We start from the raw sequence: 22,812 nt of genomic DNA on the forward strand, positions 1-22,812 counted from the left end.
CTCAGCGGCGTTCGCGAACCGTGCGACGAGTTCGTCGGCGCGCGCGGCCGTGCGATTGGCGATAAACAGCGCCGCCGGCCCCGCCTCGATCAGCGGCAACATTGCCCCGCGCGACGCACCGCCGGCGCCGAGCAGCAACACGCGCCGGCCCTTGAGCGATACGCCCAGCGGCCCCTCGATATCGCGCACGAGCCCTACGCCGTCAGTGTTGTCGCCCGTGATGCCCCGCGCGTCGAACACCAGCGTGTTGACGGCGCCCGCCGCCTGCGCGCGTTCGGTCAGACGATCCGCCAACGCGTGGGCCTCGAGCTTGAACGGGACGGTGACGTTGGCCCCGCGAGCACCGTTGTCGATAAAGGTGCGCACGGTGGCGGCAAACCCATCGAGCGGCGCGAGCAGGCGCTCATAGGTGAGATGCTGGCCGGTTTCGCGCGCGAACTCGGCGTGAATGAACGGCGACTGGCTGTGTTCGACGGGATGACCGATCACGGCGTAGCGATCGGCCTGCAGTTCCCCGGAGGGCGATTGGTTTGTCATCGTTGTCAAAGACGCGGCGCCTGGCTTTCGCCCAGGCGCCGCAATTACTTGCGTCCACGTGCATCAGATACGGTGTTCTGCCGTGACTCGGCAGGCATCGGTCGCCGGCAACCTTCATATCACGTTGCCGACAAACCGCGCGAATGTCATCGAATAGTACACGCAGCGTCCCTGTGGCTTCGGGCGTTTGCCGACGATTCGCCCGTGGCGCCCTACCGCGCCGCGGCGACCGACGGTGACGCAAGCGTCTCGGCCTGCACCCCCTGGCGCGAGAAGGTCATCCGCGTCACGATCTCGAGAATGTCATAGCGCTGCCGCATCTCGGGCGAGAAGTCGCCAAACGGCGCACTGGCCTGTACGATCGCCACCGCGCGGCGGTCGAGATCGCGATTGCCAGAGCTTCGCGTGACTTCCACGCCCGCGACATTCCAGCCGTCCTTGTGATAGCCGAGCCCGCCCCGCTGATTGACGTTAAGCGTGACGATCAGCTCGCCATAGAGACGCTCGTTGCCGATCTGGGGAAAATGCTCCGTGCCGTAGCGCTCTACGCGATGACGCAGCGTGTCGAAATAGCGCGCATACGCCACTTCACGGGTATTGGCTGTGACCTGGCCGCGTTTCGGGCGGGTCTGATAAGCGCGCAACTGCTTGTCGATTTCCGCCTGCAGACGGGCGATCTTCTGGTCGACGTTCTGATCGTCGAGTCCTTGCCCGCGCTGCGGCGCGTCGGCGCGATGCCGCTGCGACGCCGGCGTGGCGGCGTATTGATTGCGCAGTTGCGTCAGCAGCTTTTCCTGCGTCGCTTCCAGTTCGCTCACGTTGCGCTGGATTTGCGCGATGGGCGCGCCGTCGCGATCGAGCGCGCGTGACGGCAGCGGTGATGTCGCACGCTCGCCGTCGTGCTCGCCGCCGCCCACGAGGTTGGCCTGCGCGAGCGCCGTGGCCTTGTCGGGGGCGTTGGCCGACTTCGCGTTGACGAGCACGACATCGAGCGGCGTGTCCGCACTATGCAGTCGGAAACTGTCGGGCGCGACGAAATGCACCGCCAGCGCGAGCAGGTGGACCAGCGCGGAAAATGCCAGGCCCGTGGCAAGCGGATGCTCGCGCATCAGCGACCCGCCGCGGCGGCGCGCCGCGCGCAGGTTGCCTGCCGCGAGAGCGGGTTTCAGCACGCCGAACCGGGAGACGCGTCGCGCCCCCCCGCCACCATCAGCGCGGCAGCAAGCGACGAAGTGCCGGACGCAACATCAACGGTGTGCGACGCCGCGGCGGTGACGTCGGCCAAGGCCGAGGCGACGTCGTCGTCACCCTGGCTTTCGTCGCGGCCGTCGCTTTCGGTATCGTTCGCCCCCTCCGCATCGTTGGCGCCATCGGCATCGTCGGCCCCTCCCGCGTCGTCGCCACCTTCGGCCCCATCGCCTCCATCGTGCCCCCCACCGCCGTCTCCTGCACCGCCGGCGCCTTCGTCATCGTCTTCGCCCAGTCCGTTCTGGCTGGCGCCCAACACCTGCGCGACACGTACCGAGATGCTGAGCGTGACGACATCGAGCGAGAGCACGTCGAGCATGATCTGCGTACCGCGCGCGTGCGGGCCAAGCCCCAGAACGATCAGCGTCAGCGGAATATCGTTCAGGCGCACGGTGTCGCCCTTGAGCACGCTCGCCTGGACCTGCGACTTGTTCTCCTGAATCAACCAGCGCAGGCACCAGTAGCGCTCCATCCGGCTCTGGTGCTCGGCATAAGCCGCATAGGCGGCTTCGAAGCTCGACACGGTCACGTACAGGTCGGCATCCTTGGGCTTGAAGGGTGCCGCCAGCTTGGCCGTCACGCCGTGACGCACGCACGCAAGCAACTGCCACTGGTTGACCAGATCCACATAGCGACGCAGCGGCGAGGTGCTCCATGCGTATTGCTCGACACCCAGACCTTCGTGCGGCGCCGGCGATGTCTGCATGCGCGTGCGATTCACGCCGTAAGCACGCTGCGCGCGGTAGATGCCGGGCACGCCGCACTCGGCCAGCAGGCGTCCCCACCGGCTGTTCGCGAGAATCGCCATCTCGGCGACGATCAGGTCCAGCGGCGCGCCGCGCATACGCTGCTTGATCGTGACCTGCTCGCCTTCGACGTAGAAATTGAAGTCGGTCTTGTTCTGCACTTCCGGACGCAGGCCATAACCCACGCGCGCGGCCTGACGTTTCTCGTAGAGCGACTGCGCGAACGGCCACAACAGCCGCAGCGCTTCCTTGTGCGGATACTCGCCGCTGCCATCGGCCAGCGTCTCGGCCGTGATGATCGCGTCGAGTTCGTTGTGACGCAGGTTTGCCGAGATCGGCACCCGCTCGGCATGCGTTTCCGTCGCCACGATTTCGTACGTGTCAGCCTTGACCACGACATACAGCGACAGTGCCGGACGCGCGCCGCCCTCGGCAAGCGTGTACGCCTCGACTATCGCATCGGGGAGCATCGTGATCTTTTCGCCCGGCGCATAGACCGTCGACAGACGCGCGCGCGCGATCTCATCAATGGCGTCACCCCGCGTAATGCCGAGTGCCGGCGCCGCAATGTGGATGCCGACACGCAACAGCCCATCGGGCAGTACCTGCACCGAGAGGGCGTCGTCGATCTCGGTCGTCGTCGAATCGTCGATGGAGAACGCCTGCACGTCGGCCAGCGGCAAGTCGTCGCCGGGTACCGGGATCGGCCCGAGTTCCGGGAAGCCGGTGCCGCGCGGGAAGTGTTCGTAGAGGAACGCCGCCTCGTGATACGCGCGCGGCGACGAAATGCCGCCGCAGGCGAGCATCACCTCGGCGTGCGTCTTGCCCAGCGCCATGGCGGCGGCGTCGAGCGCCTTCCACTCGATGGTGTTCTTGTCGGGACGGAACAGCAACAGCAGTTCCTTGCCCTTGAGCGCGTCGGGCAGCGTGCCGGCGATCAGTTGATCGGCATACACGGCCTGCAATTCCGCCTGCTGTTGCTTGCGGGCGAGTCCCGCGAGCGCGGCCTGCAGTTGTTCCTCCGGCGCGCGTTGGTACTGACCGCGGCCTTTTCGGCGGAAGTACACTGGCGAAGCCTGCAGCGCCAGCGCGAGCCCGGCCTGTTGCGCAACGCCGGCGCCTTCGCCGAAATACTCGGCAGCGAGCACCGGGAACGCGAACTCCTCGGCAGGCGCGCATTCCCACAGGAAACTCATGTCGATGTCCTGTGCGGCGGCCTGCGCCTGCGTCATCAGCTCCGCGGGCGACGGCGACTCGAAACGCAGCAGCACGTCGCGCCCCTTGATCTTGCTGCGGCGTCCACCGGGCAGCTCCACCTGGTACGACTCACCTTGCTGCGACAACACCGTGCCAGCCTTGAAGCCGCCGGATTCCTCAAAAAAAATATTCATGAAACAGCCATCGATCGCAATAGGCGACATTGTAGCCCGCCAACCTGCGGCGGTTTAGGGCGGAAGGGGCAAACGCGTTATTCGCCCGCGAACGGACCGGCGGCACCGGGCGAGGGGGGAACGTCGATGCCGGCGAAGCGCAGCACGTCGTCCATATAGTTGGCGAAATCGGAAATGCCGTGGTCGCTGCCGTCGATCACCGTGAGCTTCGCCCCCGGAAACTTCGCCACCATGTCTCGGTAGTCGAGGGTCTGGTCGCCGGTCGCGGCCACAAGGTAGTAGCGCTCGGGACGCGTGATCTGGGCCACGTCGATCATGCGCAGCTCGTCCAGGTGACGCGGCTCAACGACGATAGTGCCGCCGCCATGCCACATCGGCTGCTCGCCGAGCCACTTGCCCAGATCGTCGTACGGGCGCGTGGCCGGGTTGAGCAGCACCGCGCGGCAACCGAGCTTCTCGGCCAGATACGTGGCGTAATAGCCGCCCAGCGAGCTGCCCACGATGGTCAACTCGTCGGCCTTCACGCCGGTGAGCAGACGCTGCGCGTCGACGACCGCGGCCAGCGGCGACGGCGGCAATTGCGGGCAAGCCCACTCGCGCCCCAGGCCGAGGCGGTGCATGCGCGCGGCCATCAATTGCGCCTTGAAGGAGCGCGGCGACGAACGGAAGCCGTGCAAATAGAGAATCATGTGAGCCCCGATAAAAGCTGGTCAGTACCCGGACACCAAGGCGTGCAAATCAGGCGCGCGCCGCCAGTGCATCGAGCAATTTCTGGTGAATGCCGCCGAAGCCGCCGTTGCTCATCACCACGATCTGGTCCCCCGGACGCGCTGCCGCGCTCACCGCGCGCACCAGTCCGTCGATGTCGCTGAACGCCTGCGCACGCGCGCCGAGCGGAGCGAGCGCCTCGGTCAGATTCCAGCCGAGGGCGTCCTTCCCGGACGGCGCGCCGTAGCCGAACACCAGGTCGGCATCGGCAAGGCTGGCCGGCAATTGCGCCTTCATCACGCCCAGCTTCATCGTATTCGAGCGCGGCTCGAGCACCGCCAGAATGCGGGCGGTGCCGGCGCGGCGTCGCAGTCCGGCCAGCGTCGTCTGAATGGCGGTCGGATGGTGCGCAAAATCGTCGTAAACAGTGGCGCCGGCCGCTTCGCCGCGCACCTCCATACGACGCTTCACATTCTGGAACTTGCCCAGCGACGCCGCCCCCTGCTCCGGCGGCACACCCACGTGCCGTGCGGCCGCCAACGCCGCCAGCGCGTTCATCCGGTTGTGCTCGCCCTGCAGCGACCACTTCACTTCCCCGGCGGCCATCGCCCCATGGTGGGCCCAGAACGCCTCTTGCCCCGCCGCGAGTGTGTCGTTCGCCTGGGCGACATGCCAGCCGTCGGCCACACCGAAGCGCTCCACCTCGCTCCAGCAGCCGCGCGCCAGCACGCGCTCAAGCGCAGCCTCACGACCATTGACGATAAGGCGGCCCTGGCCCGGCACGGTGCGCACCAGATGGTGGAATTGCGTCTCGATCGCTGTCAGATCGGGGAAGATATCGGCGTGATCGAACTCAAGATTATTCAGGATCGCGGTGCGCGGATGGTAATGAACGAACTTGGAGCGCTTGTCGAAGAACGCCGTATCGTATTCGTCGGCCTCGATCACGAAGAAGTCGCTGTCGGTCAGTCGCGCCGAGATGCCGAAGTTCATCGGCACACCGCCGACCAGGAAGCCCGGTTGGTAGCCCGCGTCTTCGAGAATCCAGGCGAGCATCGATGTCGTCGTCGTCTTCCCATGCGTTCCCGCCACGGCCAACACCCACTTCTTCGACAGCACGTGCTCGCCGAGCCATTGCGGGCCCGACGTGTACGGCAGATTCCGATTGAGGATCTCTTCCATCAGCGGGTTGCCGCGCGACACCACGTTACCGATGACGAACAGGTCGGGTTTGAGCGAGACCTGATCGGCGTCAAACCCTTCGATCAGCCGAATGCCCTGCGCTTCGAGCTGGGTGCTCATCGGCGGATAGACGTTCGCGTCGCAACCGGTGACGGTGTGACCGGCCTGCCGGGCGAGCACCGCGAGACCGCCCATGAACGTGCCGCAGATGCCAAGAATATGAATATGCATGGATGGGGAGCGAGGTGAGGACGGGCCGAACCCGTGCGGGAAATGGGGGAGGCCGAACAGCCAGAATCACCATTGTACCTGCGGCGGGAAGCGCAATGCCTTTCGGGTATCATCGTGCGCATGACACGCAAATCCTGGTCCGACGCCCAACGCCTGCGCGAAGAAATCGCTCTGGTGGCCGCCCGCCTCATCGCCGAGGAGGGCGCTGACTATGCCACCGCGAAACGCAAGGCGGCGAAGCAAGTGACCGGCGAGGCGCGGATTGCGGGTGAATTGCTGCCGGATAACGACCAAATCGAAACGGAAGTCCGCGAGTACGTGCAGACGTTCCTCTCGGACACGCAGCCGGCTGAGCTGGCGCATTTGCGTCAGGTCGCGCTGACGGTCATGACGGCACTGGCGCGCTACCGGCCTTATATTACTGGTGCCGTGTACAACGGCACGGCAACGTCACTATCTGATATCTATTTGCAGGCATTTTGCGACAATCCAAAGGAAGTCGCCATCGATCTGTTGAACCGGGGTATCGATTACGAGGTCTCGGAAAGTCGCCACTTCAATGGTCGCGGCATGGTCGAGACGCTGAGTTTCCTGTGGCGCGAGCGGGGGCAGCGCGGCGAACCCGCCGGCGTGCACCTGTCCTTGTATTCCCTCGACGACATGCGCGGCGCACTCAAGGCCACCGACGGGAATGGCCGCCCCGTGCGCGTCGATGCGCACGGCCTGAGCACACTGATCGACGGCGCCGAGGCCATGGAGCAGGCATCCAACCACTGACCTTCGCCCGAATGTCGGCAACATGCCCATCAACCTGTCGCCATTCTCCGTAATTGCCATCCGTCTAACGTCTATTTCCCGCCACTTCCGCCCCATCCATCATGGTAAAACGCATCGTTCCTCTGCTGATTCTGGCGCTCGTGGGGCTGGCGGCCGGCTTTTGGTTCGGCCATCGAAACCAGGCGCCTGCAAACGCGCCCGATGCCGCTGTCGCCCAACTGCTCGCCACGCGGCTTCCCGACTTGGCGGGCAACGAGCAGGCCATCTCGCAATGGCGTGGCAAAACGCTGGTCATCAACTTCTGGGCTCCATGGTGCGGGCCCTGCGTGGAGGAAATGCCCGATCTCCAAGCACTTTCGAGTGAATTCAAGGGAAAAAACGTCCAATTCGTAGGAATCGGCATTGATACTGCCCCGAACATGATCGCGTTCGAGCAAAAGGTGAAGGTTGATTACCCGCTCCTCGTGGCGGGCTACGCAGGCACCGACCTCGCCCGCGCACTGGGCAACAAGGCGGGCGCGCTACCGTATACCGTCGTGGTTGATCCTCAAGGCCGCTTGCACTACCAGAAGCTCGGCCGTATTACGTCGGATGAAGTGCGCTCGGCCCTCAGGCCGACGCGCTGACATCGCGCCGTCCAGCCGGGCGCGCGGGAAGTCCCGCCAGACGTGACCGACGGGGCTTCATTTTCACCCCACTGGACAAAATCCACCAACTGGCGTTTAATTGCGCCCAATTTCGTGAAATTTGATTCGCCGATGCCTCACCGCATTCTTGTGCTCCACGGTCCCAATCTCAACCTGCTCGGTACTCGCGAGCCGGCGGTGTACGGTCGTACGACGCTGGCCGACATCGACGCGGCGCTCGAGGCGCAAGCCAAGGCGGCAGGTGCTGAGGTGACGACATTCCAGAGCAATCACGAAGGCGCACTGGTTGACCGGATTCAGGCGGCACGCGACGCGTCGATCGACTTCATCGTCATCAACCCTGCCGCCTACACGCATACCAGCGTGGCGATGCGCGACGCGCTGGCCGGCGTGGGCATTCCGTTCGTCGAGGTGCATCTCTCGAACGTCCATGCCCGTGAGGCCTTTCGGCATCACTCGTACTTTTCCGATATTGCGCAAGGCGTGATCTGCGGCCTGGGCTGGCGCGGCTATACCTTCGCACTCGAATTTGCCCTGCGGCGACTCGCCGGCGGGTAGCCGTCTCATCCCCTATTTCCCCTCGCGGGGGGTGCCCCCGCGTCGATACCGAATTAAGGAGCTTCCTTCATGGATTTGCGCAAACTCAAGACGTTGATCGACCTCGTGGCCGAATCGGGTATTTCCGAACTCGAAGTCACCGAAGGCGAAGGCAAGGTCCGCATCGTCAAGGCGCCGCCCCAACTGATCGCCGCCCCGATGCAGATGGCCATGCCGGCAGCCTACCCGCAGGTTGCCGCGCAAGCGCCGGCGGCAGCGCCCGCCGCACCGGCACCGGTTGCCCCGGTCCTGCCGCAAGGTCACATCGTCACGTCGCCGATGGTCGGTACCTTCTACCGCGCCCCGTCGCCGGGCGCCGATCCGTTTGCGCAGGTCGGCGACTCGGTCAAGGAAGGCCAGACGCTGTGCATCATCGAAGCGATGAAGCTGCTCAACGAGATCGAGTCGGACAAGACCGGCGTGATCAAGGAAATCCTCGTCGAGAACGGTCAGGCCGTGGAATACGGTCAACCGCTGTTCGTGATCGGCTAATGCCGGTTGTCGGACGCCCCGCCCGCGCGGCCAAATGCCGCCCGGCGACACGAGGCGTCCGGCCCCGCTCCTCTCCCCCTACGGGCAGGACTGCACATAATGTTTGAAAAAATCCTCATCGCCAACCGCGGCGAAATCGCTCTGCGCGTTCAGCGCGCGTGCCGCGAGATGGGCATCAAGACCGTGGTCGTCTACTCCGAAGCCGACAAGGAAGCGAAGTACGTCAAGCTCGCGGACGAAGCCGTCTGTATCGGACCGGCGCCCTCGCCGCTGAGCTATCTGAACATGCCGGCGCTCATCAGCGCGGCGGAAGTCACCGACGCCCAGGCCATCCACCCGGGTTACGGCTTCCTCTCCGAGAACGCCGACTTCGCCGAACGTGTCGAGCAATCGGGCTTCACGTTTATCGGCCCACGCCCCGACACCATTCGTCTGATGGGCGACAAGGTCTCGGCCAAGCAGACGATGATCAAGACCGGCGTGCCGTGCGTGCCGGGTTCGGAAGGCGCGTTGCCCGACGATCCGAAGGAAATCGTGCGTGTTGCACGCCAGGTCGGCTATCCGGTAATCATCAAGGCCGCCGGCGGCGGCGGCGGTCGCGGCATGCGCGTGGTGCACACCGAAGCGGCGCTGGTGAACGCGGTCAACATGACCCGTGAAGAAGCCGGCCGCGCCTTCGGCAATCCGGAAGTCTATATGGAGAAGTTCCTCGAGAACCCGCGCCATATCGAAATCCAGATCCTCGCCGACAAGCACAAGAACGCCGTCTGGCTGGGCGAGCGCGACTGCTCGATGCAGCGCCGTCACCAGAAGGTGATCGAAGAGGCGACCGCCCCGCTGATTCCGCGTCGCCTGATCGAGCGCATCGGCGATCGCTGCGCCGACGCCTGCAAGAAGATGGGCTACGTCGGCGCCGGCACGTTCGAATTCCTGTTCGAGAACGGTGAGTTCTACTTCATCGAAATGAACACGCGTGTGCAGGTCGAACACCCGGTCACGGAAATGATCACCGGTGTCGATATCGTGCAGGAACAGATCCGCATTGCGGCCGGCGAGAAGCTCGCCTTCCGTCAGCGCGACATCCAGTTCCAGGGTCACGCGATCGAGTGCCGTATCAACGCCGAAGATCCGTTCAAGTTCACGCCGTCGCCCGGTCGCATTACCGCCTGGCACATGCCGGGGGGCCCTGGCATCCGCGTCGACTCGCACGCCTATAACGGCTACTTCGTGCCGCCGAACTACGATTCGATGATCGGCAAGCTGATCGCCTACGGAGCAACGCGCGATCAGGCCATCCGTCGCATGCGTGTCGCGCTGTCGGAAATCGTGATCGAAGGTATCCAGACGAACATTCCGCTGCACCGGGAACTGATGCTCGACGCCAAGTTTGTCGAAGGCGGCACGAGCATCCATTATCTGGAACACAAGCTGGCGCAGAAATCTGCCGTCGGCGGCAACTGAGCTGTTCATCAGCCGTTTATCAGCAGGAAATCACTCGCCATGTATCGCGAACTCGTCGTAGAAGTTGCCCGCGCCCAAGCCGAGGCCCTGTCGGACGCCCTGCTCGATCTGGGCGTGCTGTCGGTCTCCGTGGAAGACGCGGACGCCGACACGCCCGACGAGCAACCGATGTTCGGCGAGCCGGGCCTGACCCCGCCCGACACCGCGTGGCAACACTCGCGCGTGGTCGCGCTGGTGGGGGAAGACCAGGACGCCGCCGTGCTGCTCGCGGCGGCCGTCAACGAATTGGGGCTCACCGAGTCGCCCGCGTTCACGTTGCGCGACGTAGAAGAACAGGACTGGGTGCGCCTGACGCAATCGCAGTTTGAGCCCATACAGATCGGCCAGCGTATCTGGGTCGTGCCGTCGTGGCACGACGCCCCGGACGCCGATGCGCTTATCCTCGAACTCGATCCGGGCCTCGCGTTCGGGACCGGCAGCCACCCGACCACGCGGCTGTGCATGGAGTGGCTCGAACAGCACGTTGAGGCGGGTCAGTCGTTGCTCGACTACGGCTGCGGCTCGGGCATTCTGGCCATTCTGGCGCGCAAGTGCGGCGCCGATCCGGTCGTCGGTATCGACATCGATCCGCAGGCCGTCGAGTCTGCCCGCTATAACAGTGAGCGCAATCACGCGAGCGTCGAATACGGACTGCCCGCCGACCTGCGCGACGGTCAATTCAATATCGTGGTCGCCAACATCCTGTCGAATCCGCTCAAACTGCTCGCGTCGATGCTGACATCGCGCGTGGCACCGGGCGGACGGCTCGCGCTGTCTGGCGTGTTGGAGCGGCAAGCGGACGAGGTGATCGCCGCCTACGCCCCCTATATGAAGATGTCGGTCTGGCGTGCTCACGATGGCTGGGTCTGCCTGCACGGGCAGGCCGCCGGCTAGTCGCCCACGACGCGCCGAGTCTTCGGGTCCTCGCCCTCGAATCCCCCGATGCCCTCGACTCCCATGGCCCAGTCCTCGCGCGTTCTCGCTACTCGCTGCCCTCACTGCCATACCGTCTTTCGCGTCGTGGCGGATCAGCTCAAGCTGCGCGACGGTCTCGTGCGCTGCGGCAACTGTCGTGAAGTATTCGACGGACATGCCTACCTGTGCGAGCCGCCCGGCGAAGAGCACGAGGCGGAGGCCGCGCCCGCCGAACGCCCCCCGGTGCCCGAGATGCTCACGCCCACGGCGATCGCTGCACTGCTGGGCACGCCGGACGAGAGCCTGGCGCAGATGCGACATGGCCCCGGTCGCTACATCGATGACGACGATGCCACGGTTCTTGTGGCGCCCACTGCGTCCATGACGTCGTCAGCTTCCGTCGCGTCTGCCGACTCGCCGACGTCCGTTGCTCTTGCCGGACAGGCACGTCGCCCCGGCGTCGGTCGCGTGATCTGGCGTGCGCTGATCGCGCTGGCCGTCGTCGGTCTGATCGCCCAGTGGGCGTGGGTCGAGCGCGCCGCACTCGTCGATCGCGTGCCGGCGTTGCGCGGCGTGTTCGCGACGCTCGGACGCCCGATGCATGTGCCGATCGCGCCGCCGCGTCAGCCTGACAAGGTTCAGATCTCGAGCGTGACGCTGGTCACCGACGCGCCCGGCACGACCGACGCGAGTGACGCGAGCGACGCGACAAGCGGTACGCCAGCGAGCGCCCCGGCCTCAGACGACGCCGTGCCAATGACGCTCACCGTGTTCATGCGCAATCAAGCGGACTATGCCGTGGCCTGGCCGTCGCTCGAACTCACGCTGTCGGACATCGACGGCAAGCCGGTCGTGAGACGCGTGTTTTCGGCGAGCGACTACGTCACCGATACAGCGCAGCATGACGCCGGTCTGGCGCCACACAACGAACGCACGATTCGGTTACGATTGACGGCGCAGGCAGCGCTAGCCAGTAACTATCGGGTGCTCGCGTTCTATCCGTGATAGCGCTGTTGCACTCAACCTAGGAGATATTGATGTCCCAAGTCACACTCGGGGGCAACCCCATCGAAGTCGACGGCCAGTTCCCGCAAAAGGGGCAGACCGCTCCGGCTTTTTCGCTGGTCAATGCCAAGTTGCAGGACGTCTCGCTCGACGATTTCGCGGGCAAGCGCAAGGTGCTCAACATCGTGCCGAGCCTCGACACGCCGACCTGCGCCACCTCGACCCGCAAGTTCAACGAAGCCGCGGGCAAGCTCGAGAACACGGTCGTGCTCGTGATCTCGGCTGACCTGCCGTTCGCCATGAGCCGTTTCTGCGCGACCGAAGGCCTGAACAACGTGGTCACGCTCTCGACCATGCGTGGCCGCGAGTTCCTCAAGCATTACGGCGTGGCAATCACCACCGGCCCGCTCGCCGGCGTGTCGGCCCGTGCCGTTGTCGTGCTCGACGCCGATAACCGCGTCGTCCACGCCGAACTCGTGCCCGAGATCAAGAACGAGCCGAACTACGACGCCGCGCTGGCCGCGTTGTCGTAAGCCATCGCCCCTCGGCGTATCGCTGGCCCGCCCGGTAAAACCGGTGCGCGCCAGATGGCAGTTCCCGTGCCGGTGCGGCAAATGCACCGGCCCGTTTTTAGCATGACCCGGCAGCGCGACTGGCCAACCGTCTGCCCTCCCAGATTGGCCCCGCTTACCTTTCGCAAGGATCTCCCCCGTGACTACCGTGATCTGCGGCTCGCTCGCCTACGACAACATCATGACGTTCGAAGGCCGCTTCGGCGAGCACATCCTGCCCGATCAGGTACACATCCTGAACGTCAGCTTCCTCGTGCCGACGATGCGCCGCAACTTCGGCGGCTGCGCCGGCAACATTGGCTACAGCCTGCATCTGCTGGGCGGCTCGCCGGTCGTCATGGCCACCGTCGGCGAAGATGGCGCGCCCTACGTCGAGCGCTTCCAGTCGCTCGGCATGACGACGGAATTCGTTCGCGTGGTCGCGGACAGCATGACCGCCAATGCGATGATCACGACCGATCTGGACAACAACCAGATCACCGCCTTCCACCCGGGGGCGATGATGTTCTCGTCGCGCAACCGCGTGGCCGATGTCAGCGGCGCGACGCTCGGCATCGTTGCCCCCGACGCCCCCGACGCCATGCTCACTCACGCCGAAGGCTTCGCCGCCGCCGGGGTGCCGTTCCTCTTCGATCCGGGTCAGGGCCTGCCGTTGCTCTCGCCTGAGGCCCTGCGTCGCATGGTGGAACTCGCCACATACCTCGCGGTCAACGACTACGAAGCCAAGCTCCTCTGCACGAAGACCGGCTGGTCGATGGACGACCTCCAGTCGCGTGTCGAGGCGCTGGTCGTGACGCGCGGAGAACACGGCGCGCTGATCTTCGCCGGCGGCAAGCAACACGACATTCCCGCCGTCAAAGCCAAGCGAGTCGTCGACCCCACCGGATGCGGCGACGCCTTCCGGGGCGGGTTGCTGTACGGTATCGAAAAGGGCCTCGACTGGCCCACCGCCGGCCGTCTGGCGAGCCTGATGGGTTCGCTCAAGATTGCCGAGCAAGGTCCGCAGACTTACGCGCCGACGCGCGCCGAGATCGAGGCGCAATATGAAGCCGCGTTCGGCTACCGCTTCGTTTGATTTCAGGATAAACACAACGATGGCACGACTGACCACACCCTTCCTTATTCTCACCGCCGCAGCGTCGCTCTCCCTGTCCGCCTGCACGGCGTTCGGTCCGAGCAATTCCGCGAGTGTCTACAACAGCCGCCAAGCACAACGCGAGCAGGTGGTGCGCATGGGCACCGTCGAATCGGTGCGCCCGGTCACGATCGATAGCAGCAACGGCGATCCGGGGATTCTCGGCGTGGTGGGCGGCGGTGCGCTGGGCGCCGTCGGCGGCAGCGCCATTGGTGGCGGTCGCGGCTCGATCGCGACGGGCATCATCGGCGGCCTGTTGGGTGCGGTTGCGGGGCAAGCCGTCGAAAACCGAATGAGCAAGAAGGCGGGCCTGGAGATTACCGTGCGACTCGACAACGGCGAGCTGCGCGCCATCACACAGGATGCGGACGAAGCATTCCAGCCGGGTCAGCGCGTGCGTCTGCTCTCAAGCGGCGGCGTCACGCGCGTGACGCACTAAGGCCGCATGAAAAAACCCGCTGCGACGATCACTCATCACAGCGGGTTTCGGATCGAGTAGGCCTACTCGATCAAAAGACACCTAAGTGCCTTGGTTCCTGCTTCGGCACTCGAATTACGGACGGCTGCCGGTCGGGAACGGCCATGCCGCTGCCGGATTCAGCGCCGTCTTCGGTGCTGCTGCCGGTGCTGCAGCCGGGGCCGCAGCAGGCTTGGCGGCGACCTTCTTGACGGCCGGCTTCTTCGCCGCCGCAGCAGGCTTCTTCGCCGCCGGCTTCTTCGCCGCAACCTTCTTCACGGCAGCCTTCTTCGCGGCCGGCTTCTTGGCGGCAACCTTCTTCAATGCTGCCTTCTTGGCGACCGGCTTCTTGGCGGCCACCTTCTTCCCCGCTGCCTTCTTGGCAACCGGCTTCTTGGCGGGAACAGCCTTCTTCGCGACCGGCTTCTTGGCGGCCACCTTCTTCACCGCACCCTTCTTGGCTCCCGGCTTCTTGGCGGGAACAGCCTTCTTCGCGACCGGCTTCTTGGCGGGAACAGCCTTCTTCGCGACCGGCTTCTTGGCGGCAACCTTCTTCACCGCAACCTTCTTGGCTGCCGGCTTCTTGGCGGCGACCTTCTTCGCTGCCGGCTTCTTGGCGGCGACAGCCTTCTTCGCTACCGGCTTCTTGGCGGCAACAGCCTTCTTCGCGACAGGCTTCTTGGCGGCGGCAGCCTTCTTCGCTACCGGCTTCTTGGCAACAGCCTTCTTGGCTGCGGGTTTTTTCTTAGCAGTAGTAGCCATCACTTTGCTCCTTAACGTGAGAGATCACTCAAACAAAACCACCTGAGAAGGAAACCCGACCACCATGCGGCGAACCGCCGGCGAGCGGGCTATTCATCGGCGTACGCATCGGACTTCGACGGCTTACGCTAATGAATTCGGCGCTGCGCGCATGACGCTGACCGTGAGTGGTCACGCGCGCAAAAAAATTGCCGGCGACATTGCCGCCAGCAATTCGATTGTCTTGAGAAAGGGGATTCGCCAGATTCTTCGGGGGGTAGCTTGCCTGTCCCGTCATCGGGAGGGAGGAGATTGCGATAGCGGATAAGCGATACTGCTTGCTATGCACCAAGGTTTTTACGCTCCGTAACTACCAGCTCTCTGTCGCGGGAGGAAAGCAATGTGCTTTCGTGTGTTCATCGAGACTGCAATTTATTTGAGCGAATCATAATTCTTTTGTGATGCGATGTTAATACTTTGCGCGTAAAAAATCGCACAACGTTCGCAACGAAGAAGTCAATCTGTTGTATTTGATGCACATGGTGTTCGCATGTCGACGCGTGCGAAGCGAGCGTAACGACGTGCGAGTGAGGATGATGTGCATGACGCGCACAGTCTCTTCGACTTGTTTTGCTGGCGCTCACGCGCGCCACGCGCGCTCACACCATCCTCTCGAAACCCGCATGGATACTGGCTTTGCAGCCAGCATCCAAATTTCACTTACTGCTTAGTCCCAGCTCAGCGCGCCACCAGTCTGGTATTCGATCACTCGCGTTTCGAAGAAGTTGCGCTCCTTCTTCAGATCGATCATCTCGCTCATCCACGGGAACGGATTTTCTTCGTTCGGATAGAGCGCCTCGAGACCAATTTGGGAACAGCGACGGTTCGCGATGAAGCGCAGATAGCTCTTGAACATGCCCGCGTTCAGACCGAGCACGCCGCGCGGCATCGTATCTTCAGCGTAGCGATACTCCAGCTCGACCGCCTTCTTGAACAGCTCGCGAATCTCTTCGCGGAACTCCGGCGTCCAGAGGTTCGGGTTTTCCAGCTTCACCTGGTTGATCAGATCGATGCCGAAGTTGCAGTGCATCGACTCGTCGCGCAGGATGTATTGATATTGCTCTGCAGCACCGGTCATCTTGTTCTGCCGACCCAGCGCGAGAATCTGCGTGAAGCCGACGTAGAAGAACAGCCCTTCCATGATGCACGCAAACACGATGAGCGAGCGCAGCAGCTTCTGGTCGGCTTCCTGCGTGCCGGTCTGGAACGACGGATCCGCCACCACTTCGATGAACGGGAGCAGGAATTCGTCCTTGTCGCGAATCGACGGCACTTCGTGATACGCGTTGAAGATCTCGCCTTCGTCCAACCCCAGGCTCTCGACGATGTACTGATAGGCGTGCGTGTGGATCGCCTCTTCGAAGGCCTGACGCAGCAGGAACTGGCGGCACTCCGGTGCGGTGATGTGGCGATACGTGCCGAGCACGATGTTGTTCGCCGCGAGCGAGTCGGCCGTCACGAAGAAGCCGAGATTGCGCTTGATGATGCGGCGCTCGTCCTCGGTCAGACCGTTCGGATCTTTCCACAGGGCGATGTCGCGCGACATGTTGATTTCCTGCGGCATCCAGTGGTTCGCGCAACCGGCCAGATACTTCTCCCAGGCCCACTTGTACTTGAAGGGCACCAGTTGATTCACATCCGTGGTGCCGTTGATCACGCGCTTGTCGGAGGCGCTCACGCGACGCGTCGACTGCGAGGCGATCACAGTCGGGGTTTCCCCTTGCGTGCCCAGCACGTTCGACGCGGCAACCGGAGCCGCGGTGGGGGCAGCCGAGTTGGCCGTGGTGGTGTCTTCTTCCCAGTTCAGCATAGGGTCTCAGTCCGTTCAGGTTGATGCGATGCACACACGCGCGCACATCGCCGAAGTGACAGATCAGCCGTTCGCGTGCGAAGGCTGACAAAAAATTTGCGATCCGGCGGCCGGCAAGCGATCACCGGGAGCACGAAGTCCACCGGGAGCATTGCCATATTTCGGGGGTGATGCAGATGCGCAATTGCGCAGTTTTGAACAACAACGCCGACGCGAGAGCTGCAACAACATCCTGACCTCCCGACGTCGAATGGAATGCCTCCAATTTAGCACAATTACGTCACTCGTTCCAGCATGCAACACTATATCTAGTGCCGCACTGCACGATGACCACTATACCTAGTGTTTGGCAACATCTCCCGAGTGCCGGGCGGCCGGGCTTGCGGGACCGGCATCTTGCCATGAAACGGCGCCGCACGACAGCGCTGATGGTGCGTCGAGGGGGGGCGCTGCGTCGCATTGGCGTATCCTGTCGCGACGGCGAACCGGAACGACAGATTCCGGCGCACGCCACTTCTGAACGTCGATGAAGGAGATACCGACGATGACATTCCCAGGCGCCGACGGCGCACCGGCGTCGGCCGGTTCGTCAGGCCCGACACCGCTCACGCTCACCCCCGGCAAACCGATCCGCCTCGCGGCGGGCGCGCTCGTGGCCGAGGTTCAACCGGGCTGCGGGGCGCGGCTCGCACGACTGGCTCGGCGCGACACGCACGGTGACGTTTTCGACTACCTTGTGCCGCTCGGCAACGACCCGTTCTCGTCGGACGAATGGCCGAAGGCCGGCGCCTTTCCGATGCTGCCGTATACCAACATGCTGCGCGACGACACGCTGCACTGGCGCGAGCGCGCGATCGTCGCTCGCGAGACGCCGGCCGCATCGAGTTCGCTGCACGGCTGGGGGCTGCGTCGCGCGTGGGATGTCGTCGACGAGAGCCCGCACTGTTGCGTGCTCCAACTCGACAGTCCCGCGCAACCCGAATGGCCGTGGCACTATCAGGCGTATCTCTCGGTGACGCTCGACGCACTCGGCGTCGACATGCAACTGTCGATCACCAATCTCTCGACGCAGGATATGCCCGCCGGGCTCGGGCTACATCCCTACTTTCAGTGGCCTGCCGGCTCGCGCCTGACGTTCGAAGCGGAGGCGATCTGGCGTTCGCCGTCGGAGGACATCCGATGGCCGAGCGAGCAACGCGTTCACGTCGGTGAGATCGAGGTCGTGTCTGTCGGCGGCGGACTCGATACCGAGGGGCGGTCCACCTGGTTCGCCGAAGCGCCGGTCGAGTCGGGGCGATTCGACGCGCGCCTCGACTACGCCGGCGGCCTGCGCTCGGCCACGGTGCGCAGCAGCGACGCCAGCTGGCTCGTGGTGCACTCTCCCGCCGGACGTCCCTACCTCTGTCTGGAACCGTCGACGCATCGGGTCGGCGCGTTCGACGACGATCACGTAGTCGTGGCGCACGGGCAAACGCTCGATCTGTCGATGCGTATCGATCTGGCCTGAGGACTAGGCGACAGGCGTGTCGCCTCCCACCACGGCGCGCAACGTGTCCGCAAAGCGCTGCGCCAGCAAGCTTTGCGGCGCGTGCAGCGGTCGCAGCAAGTGCGTCGTGAACGGCACGTCCGGCACGAACCGCCGATAGTCGAGGAGGCCGCGCCCCGCATAGGCCCGCGCGACCGACTCGCTCACGATGCTCACACCCAACCCGCCAGCAACCATCGCGCACACCGTCGCTTCGTACGGCGTTTCAAGTTCCTTGTGACGTAGCGTGACGCCTGCCTCACGAAAGCGTTGATCGATCCTCATGCGCGTTCCGTCGACGAGTGACAGCGCGATGAACGGCTCGTATTCGAGATCGGCAGGAGTGACGATATCGCGCTCGCCCAACCGATGCCCGGCCGGAAAAGCGCAAACACCGGCCACGTCGCGAATCGTCGTCGCCTCGATACCCGACACGTCGCGGCTGACATAAGCCACCACGCCGAGGTCGCAAAACTGAGACGCGACCCATTGCGCCACGCGCGGCGAATCGTTGGTGAGCAGCGAGACGGCCACGCCTGGATGCGCTTCGCGAAACCGACGAATGACCTCCGGCATTTGCGTGAGCGCAATCGACGGCACCGCGCCGACGCGCAACCGGCCTGTCCCCGAGCGTCGAATCTGTGCAGCCGAATCCTCCAGACTCTTCAGACTCACGAACGCACGCTCGACGTCGCGAAACAACTCGGCGCCCTCGTCCGTCAGCTGCAGCCGCCCGTTGATCCGCTCGAACAGCCGGAACCCGACGCTCTGCTCGAGTTGCCCGACCAAGCGACTGATATTCGGCTGCGACGTATGCAACGCATCCGCCGCCGCCGTCATCGACCCGGTCTGGATCACCGCCCTGAACGCTTCCACCTGCTTGAACTTCATTGTCGTTGGCTCTCGACTGCCCGGAAACACCCGTGAATGCCGCGTGCCCGGGGGTATATCAGGAATGTATGGACTCGTATTGTATTGTGATTTTTAAGAATGCAACCGTCTCGCTACACTCGTTGGCATCCCGTCCGGGCACCGTCAAGGCATCGTCTCTCACCGCCCACGACGCCCTGGCCGTCCACGTGCCGTTCCGCTTGAGGAGCTATCGATGTCACGCCTGCGCCGTTCGTTCTTTACCGCCCTTGCCGCCTCCGCCACCGTGATGGTCATGTCAACCATCGTCGCGCGCCCTGCCCGCGCCGCGCCGGGCGACTTGCCGACGCTGCCGGCAGACATCAAGGCGCAAGGTCAGTTGCGCGTCGGCGTGCGTTGTGACCAGCCGCCCTATGGCTACCAGGACAGCAGCGGCGCATTCGCAGGCGTCGAAGTCGAGATGGGCCGCCAGATCGCCGAGTGGGCGTTCGGCGCGAAGGACAAGGCCGTATTCACCTGCGTGACGGCCGAGAACCGTGTCCCGCAGTTGCTCGGCCGCAAGGTCGACCTGCTCATCGCCACGCTCGGCGTCACTCCCGAGCGCGCCCGCGTGATCGATTTCACCCAACCGTACCGTTGGGGCGCCAGCGACGTGGTGGTGCGTCGCGACGGCGGCATCCGGACGCTCGCCGACCTCAAGGGCAAGACGCTCGTCGCGCTCAAGGGGTCGGTGCAGGCGAAGTGGTTCGAGGACCATATGCCCGACGTCAAGATGCTCCGCCTGAATACAGCGGCCGACGCCATGCAGACCTTCCGCCAGGGTCGTGCCGACGCCTACACGCACGACGCCGCCACGCTCGTAGTCGCAGCCGCCAAGGATCCCGACGCCAGATTGCTCGGCCAGTACTTCCAGATTTCCGACGCGGCCATCGGCGTGCGCAAGAACGAGACTGCCTGGCGCGACTATCTGTCGGCCGCCATCGCGCGCATGCGCTACGAAGGCCGCTTCGTGCAGTGGGTCAAGCTCAGCGTGCCCGAATCGATCCGCAGCTATTACCTCGCGGTGTTCCAGCAGGGACGCCCGAAGGAAACCGCGCAATAAGGCGGCCCCCATGGATTTCGACGTCGCCTATCTCATCGCTCAATGGCCCGCGCTTTGGCGCGGCGCACTGATGACGCTCGAAGTGTCGGTCATCGCCATCGTCTGCTCGGCGCTGATCGGCATCGCGGGCTGCGCCATCCGGATCTTCCGCGTGCCCGTGCTCTCCCCCATGGTCACCGGCTACGTGGAGCTGATGCGCAACACACCGATCCTCGTGCAGTTGTTCTTCATCTTCTATGGCTTGCCCGCGATCGGCCTCAGCCTGTCGTTATTCAGCTCCGGCGTGCTGTGCCTGTCGCTGTGGGCCGGGGCCTACCAGATCGAGAACCTGCGAGGCGGCATGGCGGCCGTCGGGCGGCGCATGTACGAATCGTGCCACGCCCTCTCGCTGCGACCATGGCACTACTTCACGCTGATCGCACTGCCCATCGCCGTGCGACATGCGCTGCCCGGCATGCTCAATACCGCGATCTCACTGCTCAAGAACTCGTCGTATCTGCAGGCCATCGGGCTCATGGAGCTGACGTTCGTCGCTGTCGACCGCATTGCCACGGACTTTCGCCCGCTCGAGATGTTCAGCGCCATCCTCGTGCTGTACCTCGGCATGGTCGCGGTGCTCGCCCTGCTCGCACACCGGCTCTCGGCCTGGCTGCAACGGCCGTTCCGAACCCATTGAGGCCAGTGATCCACCATGAATGTCATTCTTGAAAACTGGCTCGTCATTGCCAAGGGGCTACGCATGACGCTTGCGCTGGCCGGCGCGGTGCTCGCCTGCACGACCGTGATCTCGCTCGTGCTCGGCGTGCTCGCCACGCTGCCCAACCGCTGGCTGAAGCTCGCCATCCACGGCTATGTCGAGCTGTTTCGCTCGATTCCCCTCATCGTCAACGTGTTCTGCGTGTTCTTTGTCGCACCGATGTTCGGTCTCGACCTGAGCCCGTTCGTCGCGGCCACGGTCGGGCTGTCGCTGTGGGGCGGTGCCAACGGCACGGTGGTGGTCTCGGGCGGTATCGCATCGGTGCCCCCGCATCAGTGGAAAAGCGCCGCCGCGCTCGGCTTGCGACGCTGGCAAATCTATCGCTACGTGATCGGCCCCCAGTCGATGGGCGCGATCCTGCCGGCCTACACCGGACTGCTCACGCTGCTCGTCCAGTCGACCGCACTCGGCGCGTTGATCGGCGTTGGCGAATTCCTCAAGGTCAGCCAGAACATCATCGAGCGCGCCACGATCATGCAGGGCCAGAACCCCGCCTTCGAGGTCTATGGCCTCGTGCTCGCCGTCTATTTCGTCATCTGCTCAGCGTTCAGCGCGCTGTCCCGTTACCTCGAACGCCGCCTGCAACGCGAGCGCGTTCGCCCGCTCTCTACACAAGGTTGACCATGTCCATATCGAAAGTCAGTCGCCGGCTCACCGAAGCCCTCGCCCCGGAAGTCAATGACATCATCTTCAAGCCACGTCTGGCCGGCTTCGACGAGACGTTCGTGCCGCTCGGCGATATCAACAAGGCACACGTGGTCATGCTTGCCGAGCAGGGGCTGATCCGCCCCGAGCACGCGTCGGCGCTTGCGCGCGGCATTCTCGCCATGGAAGAACAAGGCCCCGGGGCCGTGCCGCTCGACCCGAGCCGTGAAGACGCCTACTTCAACTACGAGGCGCATCTGATGAGTCTCGTCGGCGCCGACATCGGCGGCCGGCTGCATACCGGCCGCAGCCGCAACGACATCCTGGCGACGCTCGATCGCCTGCGCGGACGCGCCATGCTGATCGAGCTGATCGACGCGCTGCTGCGCGTGCGAACCACGGCGCTCGAACAGGCCGAGCGCCATGCCGAGGTCGTCATGCCAGGCTATACCCACCTGCAACCGGCCCAGCCGATGACCTACGGCTTCTATCTGGCTGGCGTGGCGCAGGCACTCGAGCGCGACAGCCGGCGCCTGATGGACACGCTCTCGCACATGAACGTCTCACCGCTCGGCGCGGCCGCGTTCGCCGGCACGCCGTTCGCGATCGATCGCCAACGCACGGCGGGGCTGCTCGGCTTCGATACGTACATCGACAATGCGCTCGATGCCGTCGGTTCGCGCGACTTCCTGCTCGAAGGCATTGCCGATTTGAGCCTGCTGGCCGTGTTCTGGAGTCGCGTGGCGCAGGACTACTTCGTGTGGACCACGCATGAGTTCGGCTTGATCGAGTTCCCCGACAGCGTGGCGACAACGTCGAGCATCATGCCGCAGAAGAAGAATCCCGTCGTGCTCGAATATCTGAAGGGCCGCACCGGCCAGATCGTGGCCGCGCTGATGGCCGGCTCGATGGCGATCAAGGGCACCCACTTCACCCACACGGGCGACGCGAACCGCGAAGGCACCCTTGGCTTCTGGGACGCCGCGCGCGAGACGCTGCGCTGCCTGACGCTGCTCGAACTCGTACTGCGCACGGCCCGTCCGGTCGCCGCGCGCGCAGGCCGCCTCGCCGCCGAGGATTTCTCCACGGCGACCGCGCTGGCCGATCACATGGTGCGCGCGCACGACCTGTCGTTCCGCGCGGCCCATCACCTCGTCGGTGC

24 protein-coding genes are annotated in these 22,812 nt (G+C 64.4%); 15 read left to right on the top strand and 9 right to left on the bottom strand.

The features are described 5' to 3' along the window. The 5 genes from aroE to mpl form a co-directional block, all read right to left on the bottom strand. The coding region (gene aroE, locus A985_RS0100615; RefSeq protein WP_017231500.1) for a shikimate dehydrogenase at positions 1-537 on the bottom strand (537 nt) is incomplete at its 3' end. A 212-nt stretch (positions 538-749) separates the two neighbouring features. After that, positions 750-1,709: an energy transducer TonB gene (locus A985_RS23675; RefSeq protein ID WP_017231501.1), complete on the bottom strand. Its 960-nt coding sequence runs from the start codon at positions 1,707-1,709 to the stop codon at positions 750-752. Beyond that, positions 1,703-3,922 carry a ribonuclease catalytic domain-containing protein gene (locus A985_RS23680; protein ID WP_083902146.1) on the bottom strand — a complete coding sequence of 740 codons (2,220 nt, stop codon included), beginning with the start codon at positions 3,920-3,922 and terminating at the stop codon, positions 1,703-1,705. The genes A985_RS23675 and A985_RS23680 overlap by 7 nt, the downstream gene beginning before the upstream one ends. A gap of 77 nt (positions 3,923-3,999) precedes the next feature. Next, complete coding sequence (locus A985_RS0100630; RefSeq protein ID WP_017231503.1) at positions 4,000-4,611, bottom strand: YqiA/YcfP family alpha/beta fold hydrolase; 612 nt, start codon at positions 4,609-4,611, stop codon at positions 4,000-4,002. Between the two features lie 49 nt (positions 4,612-4,660). Beyond that, positions 4,661-6,043 carry a UDP-N-acetylmuramate:L-alanyl-gamma-D-glutamyl-meso-diaminopimelate ligase gene (gene mpl / locus A985_RS0100635; protein WP_017231504.1) on the bottom strand — a complete coding sequence of 461 codons (1,383 nt, stop codon included), beginning with the start codon at positions 6,041-6,043 and terminating at the stop codon, positions 4,661-4,663. Positions 6,044-6,163: 120 nt separating this feature from the next. On the opposite strand from mpl, the gene A985_RS0100640 reads away from it, so the two are divergent. The 10 genes from A985_RS0100640 to A985_RS0100685 all read left to right on the top strand — a co-directional run bounded on the left by A985_RS0100640 (position 6,164) and on the right by A985_RS0100685 (position 14,122). Beyond that, complete coding sequence (locus A985_RS0100640) at positions 6,164-6,820, top strand: hypothetical protein (protein ID WP_026131506.1); 657 nt, start codon at positions 6,164-6,166, stop codon at positions 6,818-6,820. A 101-nt stretch (positions 6,821-6,921) separates the two neighbouring features. Further along, positions 6,922-7,446 (top strand): TlpA disulfide reductase family protein, encoded by a 525-nt coding sequence (locus A985_RS0100645; protein WP_017231506.1) that lies wholly within the window; start codon positions 6,922-6,924, stop codon positions 7,444-7,446. A gap of 132 nt (positions 7,447-7,578) precedes the next feature. Further along, a complete protein-coding gene (aroQ, locus tag A985_RS0100650) occupies positions 7,579-8,025 on the top strand; it encodes a type II 3-dehydroquinate dehydratase (protein WP_017231507.1) in 447 nt (148 codons plus the stop codon). Positions 8,026-8,094: 69 nt separating this feature from the next. Next, entirely contained in the window at positions 8,095-8,556 is a 462-nt protein-coding gene (gene accB / locus A985_RS0100655) for an acetyl-CoA carboxylase biotin carboxyl carrier protein (RefSeq protein ID WP_017231508.1), read from the top strand. 99 nt (positions 8,557-8,655) lie between these two features. Next, positions 8,656-10,017, top strand: a complete 1,362-nt coding sequence (gene accC / locus A985_RS0100660) for an acetyl-CoA carboxylase biotin carboxylase subunit (protein WP_017231509.1) — start codon at positions 8,656-8,658, stop codon at positions 10,015-10,017. A 39-nt stretch (positions 10,018-10,056) separates the two neighbouring features. Continuing rightward, positions 10,057-10,950 carry a 50S ribosomal protein L11 methyltransferase gene (prmA, locus tag A985_RS0100665; protein WP_017231510.1) on the top strand — a complete coding sequence of 298 codons (894 nt, stop codon included), beginning with the start codon at positions 10,057-10,059 and terminating at the stop codon, positions 10,948-10,950. Between the two features lie 48 nt (positions 10,951-10,998). Then, a complete protein-coding gene (locus A985_RS0100670) occupies positions 10,999-11,976 on the top strand; it encodes a DUF3426 domain-containing protein (RefSeq protein WP_083902144.1) in 978 nt (325 codons plus the stop codon). Positions 11,977-12,008: 32 nt separating this feature from the next. Beyond that, the gene (gene tpx / locus A985_RS0100675) at positions 12,009-12,509 is read left to right on the top strand and encodes a thiol peroxidase (RefSeq protein ID WP_017231511.1); all 501 of its coding nucleotides are present in this window, start codon (positions 12,009-12,011) and stop codon (positions 12,507-12,509) included. Between the two features lie 178 nt (positions 12,510-12,687). Next, a complete protein-coding gene (locus tag A985_RS0100680; protein WP_017231512.1) occupies positions 12,688-13,623 on the top strand; it encodes a carbohydrate kinase family protein in 936 nt (311 codons plus the stop codon). Between the two features lie 19 nt (positions 13,624-13,642). Next, a complete protein-coding gene (locus A985_RS0100685) occupies positions 13,643-14,122 on the top strand; it encodes a hypothetical protein (protein ID WP_017231513.1) in 480 nt (159 codons plus the stop codon). Between the two features lie 114 nt (positions 14,123-14,236). On the opposite strand, the gene A985_RS0100690 is transcribed toward A985_RS0100685, so the two are convergent. From A985_RS0100690 to A985_RS0100695, 3 genes are all read right to left on the bottom strand, one after another. Then, entirely contained in the window at positions 14,237-14,902 is a 666-nt protein-coding gene (locus A985_RS0100690) for a histone H1-like DNA-binding protein (protein ID WP_017231514.1), read from the bottom strand. 28 nt (positions 14,903-14,930) lie between these two features. Further along, complete coding sequence (locus A985_RS27985) at positions 14,931-15,233, bottom strand: hypothetical protein (RefSeq protein WP_150550492.1); 303 nt, start codon at positions 15,231-15,233, stop codon at positions 14,931-14,933. A gap of 375 nt (positions 15,234-15,608) precedes the next feature. Then, positions 15,609-16,751 carry a ribonucleotide-diphosphate reductase subunit beta gene (locus A985_RS0100695; protein ID WP_017231515.1) on the bottom strand — a complete coding sequence of 381 codons (1,143 nt, stop codon included), beginning with the start codon at positions 16,749-16,751 and terminating at the stop codon, positions 15,609-15,611. Positions 16,752-17,295: 544 nt separating this feature from the next. Between A985_RS0100695 and A985_RS0100700 the strand changes: the two genes are divergently transcribed. Next, the gene (locus A985_RS0100700) at positions 17,296-18,258 is read left to right on the top strand and encodes a hypothetical protein (protein WP_017231516.1); all 963 of its coding nucleotides are present in this window, start codon (positions 17,296-17,298) and stop codon (positions 18,256-18,258) included. 3 nt (positions 18,259-18,261) lie between these two features. Here the strand turns inward: A985_RS0100700 and A985_RS0100705 are convergent, their stop codons facing one another. Next, positions 18,262-19,167, bottom strand: a complete 906-nt coding sequence (locus A985_RS0100705; RefSeq protein WP_017231517.1) for a LysR substrate-binding domain-containing protein — start codon at positions 19,165-19,167, stop codon at positions 18,262-18,264. Positions 19,168-19,381: 214 nt separating this feature from the next. Here A985_RS0100705 and A985_RS0100710 point away from each other — a divergent pair, with 214 nt between their 5' ends. The 4 genes from A985_RS0100710 to argH form a co-directional block, all read left to right on the top strand. After that, positions 19,382-20,248: a transporter substrate-binding domain-containing protein gene (locus tag A985_RS0100710; protein ID WP_017231518.1), complete on the top strand. Its 867-nt coding sequence runs from the start codon at positions 19,382-19,384 to the stop codon at positions 20,246-20,248. Positions 20,249-20,258: 10 nt separating this feature from the next. Next, positions 20,259-20,924 (top strand): amino acid ABC transporter permease, encoded by a 666-nt coding sequence (locus A985_RS0100715; RefSeq protein ID WP_017231519.1) that lies wholly within the window; start codon positions 20,259-20,261, stop codon positions 20,922-20,924. A gap of 15 nt (positions 20,925-20,939) precedes the next feature. After that, a complete protein-coding gene (locus A985_RS0100720) occupies positions 20,940-21,626 on the top strand; it encodes an amino acid ABC transporter permease (RefSeq protein WP_017231520.1) in 687 nt (228 codons plus the stop codon). A 2-nt stretch (positions 21,627-21,628) separates the two neighbouring features. Further along, positions 21,629-22,812, top strand: a 1,184-nt coding sequence (argH, locus tag A985_RS0100725; protein ID WP_017231521.1) for an argininosuccinate lyase, incomplete at its 3' end; no start/stop codon positions are given.

Source organism: Pandoraea sp. B-6 (assembly GCF_000282835.1).
GTDB classification, from domain to species: Bacteria; Pseudomonadota; Gammaproteobacteria; order Burkholderiales; family Burkholderiaceae; genus Pandoraea; species Pandoraea cepalis.

Bases quoted from the DNA above. Each gene is read 5' to 3' on its own strand.
- A985_RS23680 (WP_083902146.1), bottom strand. From the start codon at position 3,922: ATGAATATTTTTTTTGAGGAATCCGGCGGCTTCAAGGCTGGCACGGTG.
- A985_RS0100630 (WP_017231503.1), bottom strand. From the start codon at position 4,611: ATGATTCTCTATTTGCACGGCTTCCGTTCGTCGCCGCGCTCCTTCAAG.
- mpl (WP_017231504.1), bottom strand. From the start codon at position 6,043: ATGCATATTCATATTCTTGGCATCTGCGGCACGTTCATGGGCGGTCTC.
- A985_RS0100640 (WP_026131506.1), top strand. From the start codon at position 6,164: ATGACACGCAAATCCTGGTCCGACGCCCAACGCCTGCGCGAAGAAATC.
- A985_RS0100645 (WP_017231506.1), top strand. From the start codon at position 6,922: ATGGTAAAACGCATCGTTCCTCTGCTGATTCTGGCGCTCGTGGGGCTG.
- aroQ (WP_017231507.1), top strand. From the start codon at position 7,579: ATGCCTCACCGCATTCTTGTGCTCCACGGTCCCAATCTCAACCTGCTC.
- accB (WP_017231508.1), top strand. From the start codon at position 8,095: ATGGATTTGCGCAAACTCAAGACGTTGATCGACCTCGTGGCCGAATCG.
- accC (WP_017231509.1), top strand. From the start codon at position 8,656: ATGTTTGAAAAAATCCTCATCGCCAACCGCGGCGAAATCGCTCTGCGC.
- prmA (WP_017231510.1), top strand. From the start codon at position 10,057: ATGTATCGCGAACTCGTCGTAGAAGTTGCCCGCGCCCAAGCCGAGGCC.
- A985_RS0100670 (WP_083902144.1), top strand. From the start codon at position 10,999: ATGCCCTCGACTCCCATGGCCCAGTCCTCGCGCGTTCTCGCTACTCGC.
- tpx (WP_017231511.1), top strand. From the start codon at position 12,009: ATGTCCCAAGTCACACTCGGGGGCAACCCCATCGAAGTCGACGGCCAG.
- A985_RS0100685 (WP_017231513.1), top strand. From the start codon at position 13,643: ATGGCACGACTGACCACACCCTTCCTTATTCTCACCGCCGCAGCGTCG.
- A985_RS0100690 (WP_017231514.1), bottom strand. From the start codon at position 14,902: ATGGCTACTACTGCTAAGAAAAAACCCGCAGCCAAGAAGGCTGTTGCC.
- A985_RS0100695 (WP_017231515.1), bottom strand. From the start codon at position 16,751: ATGCTGAACTGGGAAGAAGACACCACCACGGCCAACTCGGCTGCCCCC.
- A985_RS0100700 (WP_017231516.1), top strand. From the start codon at position 17,296: ATGACATTCCCAGGCGCCGACGGCGCACCGGCGTCGGCCGGTTCGTCA.
- A985_RS0100705 (WP_017231517.1), bottom strand. From the start codon at position 19,167: ATGAAGTTCAAGCAGGTGGAAGCGTTCAGGGCGGTGATCCAGACCGGG.
- A985_RS0100710 (WP_017231518.1), top strand. From the start codon at position 19,382: ATGTCACGCCTGCGCCGTTCGTTCTTTACCGCCCTTGCCGCCTCCGCC.
- A985_RS0100715 (WP_017231519.1), top strand. From the start codon at position 20,259: ATGGATTTCGACGTCGCCTATCTCATCGCTCAATGGCCCGCGCTTTGG.
- A985_RS0100720 (WP_017231520.1), top strand. From the start codon at position 20,940: ATGAATGTCATTCTTGAAAACTGGCTCGTCATTGCCAAGGGGCTACGC.